The organism is Bifidobacteriaceae bacterium, from assembly GCA_031281585.1.
Lineage (GTDB): Bacteria > Actinomycetota > Actinomycetes > Actinomycetales > WQXJ01 > JAIRTF01.
The window spans coordinates 21,500-30,368 of the sequence record JAITFE010000073.1 but is presented as its reverse complement, the minus strand read 5'-3'; the positions used below and the strand labels follow the sequence as shown (position 1 = coordinate 30,368).

General features: G+C 69.2%; 10 protein-coding genes and 1 tRNA gene. 7 read left to right on the top strand and 4 right to left on the bottom strand.

Annotated features, from left to right (window positions below):
- Positions 1-202: hypothetical protein (locus tag LBC97_08840; GenBank protein ID MDR2566144.1), on the top strand; the 202-nt coding region annotated here is incomplete at its 5' end.
- Between the two features lie 4 nt (positions 203-206).
- Here LBC97_08840 and LBC97_08835 read toward each other — a convergent pair.
- From LBC97_08835 to LBC97_08825, 3 genes are all read right to left on the bottom strand, one after another.
- Positions 207-279 (bottom strand) — tRNA-Arg (locus tag LBC97_08835).
- Between the two features lie 100 nt (positions 280-379).
- On the bottom strand, positions 380-1,249 hold the full coding sequence (locus tag LBC97_08830; GenBank protein MDR2566143.1) for a M48 family metallopeptidase: 870 nt from the start codon (positions 1,247-1,249) through the stop codon (positions 380-382).
- A complete protein-coding gene (locus tag LBC97_08825; GenBank protein ID MDR2566142.1) occupies positions 1,246-2,916 on the bottom strand; it encodes a SulP family inorganic anion transporter in 1,671 nt (556 codons plus the stop codon). The genes LBC97_08830 and LBC97_08825 overlap by 4 nt, the downstream gene beginning before the upstream one ends.
- Positions 2,917-3,315: 399 nt before the next feature.
- Between LBC97_08825 and LBC97_08820 the strand changes: the two genes are divergently transcribed.
- From LBC97_08820 to amrS, 4 genes are read left to right on the top strand one after another with little or no spacing between them, the layout of a single operon-like run.
- Entirely contained in the window at positions 3,316-3,849 is a 534-nt protein-coding gene (locus LBC97_08820) for a winged helix-turn-helix domain-containing protein (GenBank protein ID MDR2566141.1), read from the top strand.
- 46 nt (positions 3,850-3,895) lie between these two features.
- Positions 3,896-4,711: an AmmeMemoRadiSam system protein B gene (amrB, locus tag LBC97_08815; GenBank protein ID MDR2566140.1), complete on the top strand. Its 816-nt coding sequence runs from the start codon at positions 3,896-3,898 to the stop codon at positions 4,709-4,711.
- On the top strand, positions 4,701-5,801 hold the full coding sequence (amrA, locus tag LBC97_08810; GenBank protein ID MDR2566139.1) for an AmmeMemoRadiSam system protein A: 1,101 nt from the start codon (positions 4,701-4,703) through the stop codon (positions 5,799-5,801). Before amrB ends, amrA begins: the two co-directional genes overlap by 11 nt.
- Positions 5,798-6,811 (top strand): AmmeMemoRadiSam system radical SAM enzyme, encoded by a 1,014-nt coding sequence (amrS, locus tag LBC97_08805; GenBank protein ID MDR2566138.1) that lies wholly within the window; start codon positions 5,798-5,800, stop codon positions 6,809-6,811. The genes amrA and amrS overlap by 4 nt, the downstream gene beginning before the upstream one ends.
- A gap of 235 nt (positions 6,812-7,046) precedes the next feature.
- Here amrS and LBC97_08800 read toward each other — a convergent pair whose 3' ends face one another.
- Complete coding sequence (locus LBC97_08800; protein ID MDR2566137.1) at positions 7,047-7,727, bottom strand: uracil-DNA glycosylase; 681 nt, start codon at positions 7,725-7,727, stop codon at positions 7,047-7,049.
- Between the two features lie 114 nt (positions 7,728-7,841).
- Here LBC97_08800 and LBC97_08795 point away from each other — a divergent pair, with 114 nt between their 5' ends.
- Both LBC97_08795 and LBC97_08790 read left to right on the top strand, forming a co-directional pair.
- Positions 7,842-8,123, top strand: coding sequence for a DUF3263 domain-containing protein (locus LBC97_08795; protein ID MDR2566136.1), 282 nt, complete (start codon positions 7,842-7,844; stop codon positions 8,121-8,123).
- A 28-nt stretch (positions 8,124-8,151) separates the two neighbouring features.
- The gene (locus LBC97_08790) at positions 8,152-8,763 is read left to right on the top strand and encodes a LytR C-terminal domain-containing protein (protein MDR2566135.1); all 612 of its coding nucleotides are present in this window, start codon (positions 8,152-8,154) and stop codon (positions 8,761-8,763) included.
- Positions 8,764-8,869: the final 106 nt, after the last annotated feature.

Genomic DNA, 8,869 nt, shown 5'->3' with positions numbered 1-8,869 from the left:
TTGCCTGCGGCATTGTTACGCGGTGCATTTGCTGGACGTGCCGGGGGTGGCGACTTCGGACATCCAGCGTTGGCTGGGGCACGGGAGCCTGGCCACGACGGAGCGGTACCTCGGCTCGTTGGCGGCCTCCAGGCGGGACGCGGCGTTGGGCGGCGCGCTTGACTCGGCGGCCGGGGTGGTGTCGTGGCGGACGGGTGTTTGACGGGTGCGCCAGAGAGGACTCGAACCTCCGACACCCGCTTTAGGAGAGCGGTGCTCTATCCACTGAGCTACTGGCGCGCGGAGTAACAGCCTACCCGTTGCGGCCCCAGTCGCACGATGCCGTCTTGGCCGTTGACCCGTTTGCCCGCCTTTCGGCCCGGCCGCGCCGCCAATCCGCTCAAACGGGTCGGCGCAGCGGCTTCGTCTTGCGCATGGCGGCGCGTGTCTCCCGCCAGTTCGGGAGCAGCCGATCCATCTGGGCCGCGAAGCCTGGGCCGTGGTTGGGCTCGATCAGGTGGACCAGTTCATGCACCAGGACTTCCTCAAAGCAGGCCACAGGCAACGCCGCCAGCGCCGGGTTGAGGGTGATTCGGCGGGTGCGGCTGGCGCAACTGCCCCAACGGGAAGTCATCCACCGCAGCGTCCAGCGCTCCGGCGCCTGCCCCACCCGGTCAATCCAGCCCGGCGCGGAATCCTCCAGTTGCCGTTCGAGTTCGACTCGATACAACTGGTCCAGCTCCGCCCCGCGGAACCCGCCCGGCAGGGCCTTCCCCCACAGTCTCGCCTCCGGCGGGGGAGCGGCGAACCGCTCCAGTTGCCGGTCAACCCAGGTCCGGTGCTTCCGAAACATGTCGACCGCCGCCTCGCGCGTTGCCGTGTAGGGCATGGACAGCCAGATCAGGCCTCCGGGTTCGACGTGGAGGCGCAGGTTGACCATGGCCTTGCGGCGGAACTCGACTTTGAGGCCGTCGATCTCCACCACCTCGCGGAGCACCACCCCATGCGGGCGGCGGCCCCCCGCCGCCCGCCGAACCGCTTGCCGCATTCGTCGCTCCTCAGCCATCGCGTCCTCGAAGTCTTCGAGGCCGTCAAAACCATCCCCGTAGCCGTAGCCGTAGTCGAACGGCTCGTCGTCATCCCAGTACGGATCATGCAGTATTCGCCAGCACGGGTCTTGGAGATCCTCCGCGCTCGGCGCCTCCACGGGAGGCTCATAGTAGGGGTTTGGCGTGGCGGCGTGCTCCCGTGCGCGGTTGGCGGCGGTCACTTCGACTCCCTGTCAATGTGGCTGCGGGCGTGTTCGACAGCCGGCTCGACTTCGGTGAAAACGTGTTTGGTGTGCCGCACCGCGCGGGTGACGCCGCCGCCTCGCGCCAACGCCAGATGCTGGGACTGGATGCCCTCGATGAGCACCGTCACGCCGGAGCGTTCAAGCGAGGCGACCAATTCGCCCAGCACCTGCGCCCCGGTCGAATCCATGATCTGAAGGGACCGCAGCGACACGATCACCACGGACACGTTCTCGGTCGACACTTTGTCCATCAGCCGCTCCGCGGCGGCGAAGAACAGGGCGCCGTCAATCCGGTAGAGGGCGATTCGCTCATCGCCGGCCTGAGCCGGGCCGGGCAACTCGACGCGGTGCACCCCGGCGGCTCGGGACATGGTCCGCAAAGCGAAGAACGCGGCCGCCACAATGCCAATCCCGACCGCGTAGATCAGGTCCACCGAAACCGTGATCACGGCGGTGGCGACGAACAAGACGGCGTCTTGCTTCGTCAGCGTCAGCAGTGTGCGGGCCGTCGCGAACGGCACCATGCGCACGGCTGTGACCAGCAAGACCCCGGCCAGGGCGGCAAGGGGGATGGTCGACACAAGCTTGATGGTGAATGGGAAGGAGACAATCCCGAACAGGATCACCGAGTGGACTATCGCGGCCAACCTGGTCCGGGCCCCGTTCGAGGTGTTGACGGCGGTCCGGGCGATCGCGCCCGTCGCGGGCATGCCGTGGAACAGTCCCGCCGCCATGGAGGCCAAGCCCTGTCCGACAAGCTCCCGGTCCGGGTCGAACCGGCCCGTGTCCGAATGCTGCGCCGCCACCCGCGCGGACAAGAGCGACTCGATCGCGGCCAAAACGGCCACGGTGGCCGCAGCCGGGGACAGTTCCGTCAACAGTTCCCAAGAGACTTCCGGAAAGCTGGGCGAGGGCAGCCCGGTGGGCAGCCGCCCGATCACCTCGCCGGGCAGATGGCCCAGCGACCAGACCCCCGAGATTACGATCAGGCCGAGGAGCGACCAGGGGACCTTCCGGTTGATCCGCGAACCCAAGACCATGAAGGCCGCGACCCCCAACGCCGCCAGGATTGGCCAGTGGGCGGTTGACCAGTCGGCCCTGCCAAACGCTTGCACCGCCGCCACCAGCGCGTTGCCGCTCAATCCGCCCGAATCGACGCCAAGGGCGGATGGGACCTGCTGACAGAAGATGATGACCGCTATCCCGTGGGTGAATCCCTCGATCACCGGCCAGGGGATGGCGCTGACCGTGCGCCCCAGCCTGAACACCCCGGCCAGCAGAACCATGAATCCGGCCATCAGGCACAGCAACCCGAGCACGCCCGCGCCGCGCGCCGCCAAGACGGGCGCGAGCACCACCACCATTGCCCCGGTGGGCCCTGAGACCTGGACGTTCGAGCCCCCGAAAACCGCCGCGACCAGTCCGGCCACGACGGCGGTCACCAGCCCCGCCTCCGGGCCGCCCGCCGTTTCCCCAAAGGCGCTCGCGCCGAACGCCAGGGCCAGCGGCAACGCCACAATCCCAACGGTGACGCCCGCCATCACGTCCGTTCGCCAGGTTGAGCGCACCGGTCGGTAATCGTCGCGCGAGGGCAGCAAAGCGCGCAGAGTGGCTATGGCCGAGTGCAGCGTTGCGAACGACATGGGGGACTCCATCGGTTTGGCCGAATGTTTTGTGTCTTCAGCATAGGTGCTCGGCATGACAGTGGCGTGACCAGCTTAAACGCCGCGACCACGCACCGAAGGCGACTTGGGGCCGGAAGGCGGGCGGACGGCATCGGGCGCGGGGGGTTCTTTACAAACGTCCGGTTTTGCGGTCTTGGCCTTGACGTTGCCGCGTGCGCCGTGGCAAGGTCTCACCCGTGAGTAGCACTTCGCCTCTGGCCCGGACCCGCGCCTGCGGGGCCGCTGGAGCGTGTCTGAAGTGTCGAATGTGTCTGTGTCAAGCCTGACAGCCAACCAGACCCATAATTCTTAGCTCCCCGAACGATCCGCGCTGATCAGCGCCTCGGGGTGCGCCGACACCCGAAAGAGCTCACCAACATGACCGCTCCGGCCTATGCCCCTGAATTTGTTCCCGCTTCCGTTTTGCCTTGGCGGCGCAAGCCCGCCTACCGAGGCCCGTTGATCGTCATTCCGGGTGGCCGCGCCACCGGCCGCAAAGTCGCCCAGTCCGTCTGGCAGCCGGTTGTCGCCGGGCGTCCGCCGGCCGCCATTTCCCGCGAGTCCGCCGATGCCGCCCGCGCCTTCCAGCACCGCCTCGCCCGGCTGCCCGTCCGGCCGGAGATCAGCCTTGACCTGGAGCGCCGGTCGGTCCGGGTCGACGGCGTGGCCCGCCACCTGACCCCCCGCGAGTTCGAGTTGTTGGCGGCTTTGGCCGCCCAGCCCGGCGAACCGGTCAGCCGCGACGAACTGCTGAAACTCGGCACGGAAGGCCGTCAGCTGGGCGACGGCAGCCGCACGGTGGACGTGCATGTGGCCCACCTGCGCGACAAGCTTGGACTGCCGGGAGCGATCGCCACCATCCGAGGTCGCGGCTACGCCCTCAACCCCGCCTTCCGCGTCGAAGTGGTCTGACCCGCCCCACCGCCCAGGGGGGCGCCGGCCGCTATAGGCTTGACCCATGGCCGCTGTGCGCCTTCCGGCCGTCGCCGGATTGTTCTACCCGGATCGCCCTGACGAGTTGTCCGCCCAGGTTGACACGCTTCTGGCGGAGGCTCGCCGCGAGCCGTCGGCGGTGGACGCGCGGGTCCCGGTGAAGGCGTTGATAGCGCCCCACGCCGGCTACGTCTATTCCGGTCCCACCGCCGCGATTGGGTATGCCGCGCTCGGCGGCGGTTACGAGCGCGTTGTGCTCCTGGGCCCGTGCCACCACGTGGGCACGCCCTATCTGGCGTTGCCCGGCGCTGACTGGTTCCGCACGCCGTTGGGCGACGTGCCCGTTTGGCGAGAGGGCGTGGCCGCGATCGAGGCCCTGCCGAACGTGATCGTCAGCCCCGAGGTTCACGCCCGCGAGCACTCCTTGGAAGTCCACCTGCCGTTCATCCAAACCGTCTTGGGGCGCCAGACGCCGGTGTTGCCCCTGGCCGTCGGCTGGGCTGCGCCGACCAGCGTCGCCGCCGTTTTGGACGCGGTCTGGGGAGGCCCGGAGACGCTCATCGTGGTCAGCTCCGACCTTAGCCACTACCTGCCCTACGACACCGCCCGCCAGGTCGACCAGGACACGTTAACGCAGGTCATGGCATTGTCCTCGGAGCTGTCCGGCGACCAGGCGTGCGGCGTCTACCCGGTCAACGGTTTGGGCCGGGCCGCGCGGGGCCGCCGGTTGCGCCCGCAGTTGCTGGACTATCGCAACTCGGGCGACACCGCCGGAGATCACGGCCGCGTTGTCGGTTACGCCGCCGTGGCCTACCAAGCCCAGGTGCCCGATGCCGTCTGATCTCCCCCCAGCCACCGGCCACGTTTTGACGGGGTTGGCACGGGAAGCCATCGCCTCCGCGCTGGCCGGGCTGCGCCCGCCCCCGGCTGGCGCCGCGGCGGTCTTGGCCAGGCTCGCCCCAGCTCGTGGCCCGCTGCGGGCTTCGCCTGCGCCTGACCAGGCCGGCTGGCGGTTCCTGGCCGAGCCGGGCGCGGCTTTCGTGACGCTGACGCAGGCTGGTGAACTGCGCGGCTGCATCGGCTCGCTCGAGCCGCACCGGCCGTTGGCGGTGGATGTCCAATACAACGCCATTGACGCCGCTCTGGGCGATCCCCGCTTCCCGCCGTTGCGGCCGGAGGAACTGGGGCAGACCGACATCGAGGTGTCGGTCCTAGGCAAACCTTCGCCAATCCAGTTCGTGGACCGGGCCGATCTGCTGGGCCAACTGCGACCCGGCGTGGACGGCCTGATCCTCGCCGCGCGGGGCCGGCGCGGCACCTTCTTGCCTCAGGTCTGGGAGCAGTTGCCGACCCCAGAGCTGTTCCTGGCCCATTTGGTCCGCAAAGCCGGCCTGCCGGCCGGCTACTGGGGAAGCGACGTCCGGATCTGGGGCTACACGGTGACCGCGTTCGAGGAGAACCCGTGCGAGCAAACTCCGCCGCCCCCCGCCCAACCGGCGCCGGGCGCCGAGGCCCCCGCGCGCGACGGGACGGTGGAGGGCGTTGAGCCCGCGCCGCCTGGCCGAACGGCATCGGTCGACGGGGCCCCCCCGCGCGACGCAACGGGGCGGGACGGCGAACCTGCGGCGCCCGGCCGAACGGCATCGGGCCCCGAGGCCCCCGCGCGCGACGGGACCGTGCGGGGCGCTGAACCCGTGCCGCCCGGCCGCCTGGCATCGGACGTCGAGGCCCCCGCGCGCGACGCAACGGGGCGGGACGGCGAACCCGTGCCGCCCGGCCGAACGGCATCAAGCGACGGGGCCGCCACGCGCGACGCAGCGATTCCGGGCGGAGGAGCAACGGTGCCCGGCCGAACGGCATCGGGCTACGCGCGCGGCGGGACGGGGCGGGGCGTTGAAACGGCGCCGGGCGGCCCGGCGTTCGAGGCATGACCACCGCGCGGCACTGGCATCTGGTAGCCGACGGGCGGGTTCAGTGCGACCTGTGCCCGCGTTACTGCCGCTTGCGGCCCGGGCAGCGCGGCTTCTGCTTTGTCCGGCAGAACGTCGACGGGGCGCTCGACCTGGCGACCTACGGACGCAGTTCGGGCTTCGCCCGCGATCCAGTGGAGAAGAAGCCGCTGTACCATTTCCTGCCCGGGTCGAGCGTCTTTTCATTTGGCACAGCAGGCTGCAACCTGGGTTGCCGATTCTGTCAGAACTGGCAGATCTCGACCGCGCGGGACATGGACACGCTGATGGCGAAGGCGGGGCCGGAGGAGATCGCGGCCGCGGCCGAGCGTTCGGGCTGCGCCGCCGTCGCGTACACCTACAACGATCCGATCATCTTCACTGAGTATGCGGTTGACGCCGCGCTGGCGGCCGGGCAGCGGGGCCTGAAGAACATCGCGGTCAGCGCCGGTTACGTGACCCGCGCCGGCGCCGCCGACTTGTTCGGCGCCATGGACGCGGCGAATATCGACCTGAAATCGTTCAGCCCGGATTTCTACCGCAAGGTCACCGGCGGCCGGCTCGAAGTGGTGTTGGACACGCTGCGCTACCTGGTTCGCGAAACCACCGTGTGGACCGAGGTGACCACGCTGTTGATCCCCGACTTGAACGACTCGGACCGGGAAATCGACCGGCTGACCGGATGGATCGTGGAAGAACTGGGCGCGGACGTGCCGTTGCATTTTTCTGCCTTTCATCCGGCGGCGCGCATGACGGACCGGCCCCGCACGCCGTTGGCGACTCTGCGCCGGGCTCGGTCCCGAGCGCGGGCGAACGGCCTCAACCACGTTTACCTCGGCAACGTGTGGGATGAGGATGGCTCCACCACTTACTGCTCCGCCTGCCGCCACGCTTTGGTGGTCCGCGACGGCTATTCGATCCGCCGCCAGCGACTGGGCGCGGACGGGCTCTGCCCGGCTTGCGGCGCGCGAACCCCGGGCCGCTGGTCCTAGCCTTCCCCACCCGTGATACGGGCGGCGCCGGGCGGGCCGGCGTTTGCGCAGGTCAGCCGGCCGGGCGCTGATCGGCCCCGGTGGGCCGTGTTCGCGGGCGATGCCGGGCGGGCCGGCGTTTGCGCATGTCAGCCGGCCGGGCGCCGATCGGCCCCGGAGGGCGGCCACCCGTGATCGACACCACCCGGACGGTGGTGTCGATCACGGGTGGCCTGGGGCTGTTGGCGGGCATTGGTTAAGGGAGGCGCCAGTCCACCGGGCCCGCGCCCTGTTCGGCCAGGAGCGTGTTGGCGCGGGTGAAGGGGCGCGAGCCGAAGAAGCCGCGACTGGCTGACAATGGGGAGGGGTGCGGCGACTCGATGCGCGGCACCTGGCCCAGGCGCGGGGCCAGGTTGGCGGCGTCGCGGCCCCACAAGATCGCCACGAGGGGGCCGCCACGAGCGGCCAGCGCGTCTATGGCGTGGGCGGTGATCTGCTCCCAGCCCTTGCCCCGGTGCGATCCGGGTTCGCCGGGTCGCACGGTCAACACGCGGTTGAGCAGCATGACGCCCTGGCCGCACCACGGGGTGAGGTCGCCGGTGCTGGGTGGCGGGACGGCGGCATCGTGCGTCAACTCTTGAAAGATGTTGCGCAGCGAACCGGGCAGGGGCCGCACGTTCGGGGCGACTGAAAAGCTCAGGCCGACGGGATGGCCGGGGGTGGGGTACGGGTCCTGGCCCACAATCAGGACCTTTACCTGGTCCAACGGATAGGTGAAGGCGCGCAAGACGTTCTGGCCGGCGGGCAGGTAGCCGCGGCCGGCGGCGTTCTCGGCCCTCAAGAACTGGCCCATGGCCCGGATTTGGGGCTCGACGTCCGCCAGGGCGCTGGCCCAACCCGGGTCGATCAGTGACGCGAGGGGAGCGGGCTGATTCACAAGGAAGACGTTACCTTGACATCGGCCAAGTCGCGGCCCCGTTCAGGGCGGCCTGAACTAACATGGCCTTTTGACGCCCGTCCTCGCGGGCGGCTGGGGCTTTTGGGAGGATCAATGGGGCAGGCGGCGCGGGCGGGCCAACGGGCTGAGTTGGAAGACGCGCAACGCCGCGTGCTCATGTTTGAACGGCAACACTGGTGCTATGAGGGCTCCAAGGAGAGCGCCATCCGCGAGCTGTTCGACATGGAGCCAACTCGTTATTACGAACTGCTCGGGCGCCTGATCGACACCGAGGCCGCCCTCGCCTTCGACCCGCAACTGGTCAAGCGGCTTCGGCGCCAGCGCCTCGAAAGGCACCGCGCCCGCTCAGCGCGCCGTCTAGATCCACCGGTTTGAGGCGAGTGAACCTATAGGCTTGGGAACCGTGAGTAAGAACGCATACCCGTACCCGCCGGATGAGTTCGACCAAATCGACCTGAATTCGCGACCCAAAGAGGTCCACGCGGCGCACCGCACTGCCTGGAGCCGGGTGTGGCCGTTCTTGTTGGTGATCGTCTTGGTGCCGAGCATCGCGTTCCTGGCTGTGCATTTCCTGGCCGACAAGCTGCCCGGCGGCGGCTCGTCATCGCCGCCGGCTGCGGCGCCGACCTCGCCGAACGTGGTGGCTCCCACGGATGACCAGACCTCGATCGAAGAGCCCCCTCCCACCGAGGAACCCCCGCCGCCCACTCAGGCGCCGCCAAGCGAGGAGCCCCCGGCGCCAGTTGTCGACAAGAGCGCGGTCGTGACGGTTTACAACGCCGGCCAAACCAAGGGCGCGGCCGGCACCGCGGCCGATCAGCTGGTGACTGAGGGGTTCGCCAACGCCGACAAGACCTTCGACGCCAGCCCGACCGACCCGAGCGTGTCCACGGTTTACTACTCGGCCGATTCCCAGTTGGACACGGCCAACGAGGTGGCAAGGGTCCTCCAGATCACCTCGGTGCAACTCGACCCGCAGGTGGCGGGCGGGAACATTGTGGTCGTGGTGAAGTAGCCGGAGCCGACCAAAACCCGGACGCGGCCTTTCGCGGGCTTGCACTCGACGCGGTAGAGTGCTAACCATTGATTAGCACTCTCGCCATGGGAGTGATAACGAACCA

What these genes read in the sequence shown, in the direction of transcription:
- LBC97_08825 (MDR2566142.1), bottom strand. Translation starts at nt 2,916, where the DNA reads ATGTCGTTCGCAACGCTGCACTCGGCCATAGCCACTCTGCGCGCTTTG.
- LBC97_08795 (MDR2566136.1), top strand. Translation starts at nt 7,842, where the DNA reads ATGGGGCAGGCGGCGCGGGCGGGCCAACGGGCTGAGTTGGAAGACGCG.
- amrA (MDR2566139.1), top strand. Translation starts at nt 4,701, where the DNA reads ATGCCGTCTGATCTCCCCCCAGCCACCGGCCACGTTTTGACGGGGTTG.
- amrB (MDR2566140.1), top strand. Translation starts at nt 3,896, where the DNA reads ATGGCCGCTGTGCGCCTTCCGGCCGTCGCCGGATTGTTCTACCCGGAT.
- LBC97_08820 (MDR2566141.1), top strand. Translation starts at nt 3,316, where the DNA reads ATGACCGCTCCGGCCTATGCCCCTGAATTTGTTCCCGCTTCCGTTTTG.
- amrS (MDR2566138.1), top strand. Translation starts at nt 5,798, where the DNA reads ATGACCACCGCGCGGCACTGGCATCTGGTAGCCGACGGGCGGGTTCAG.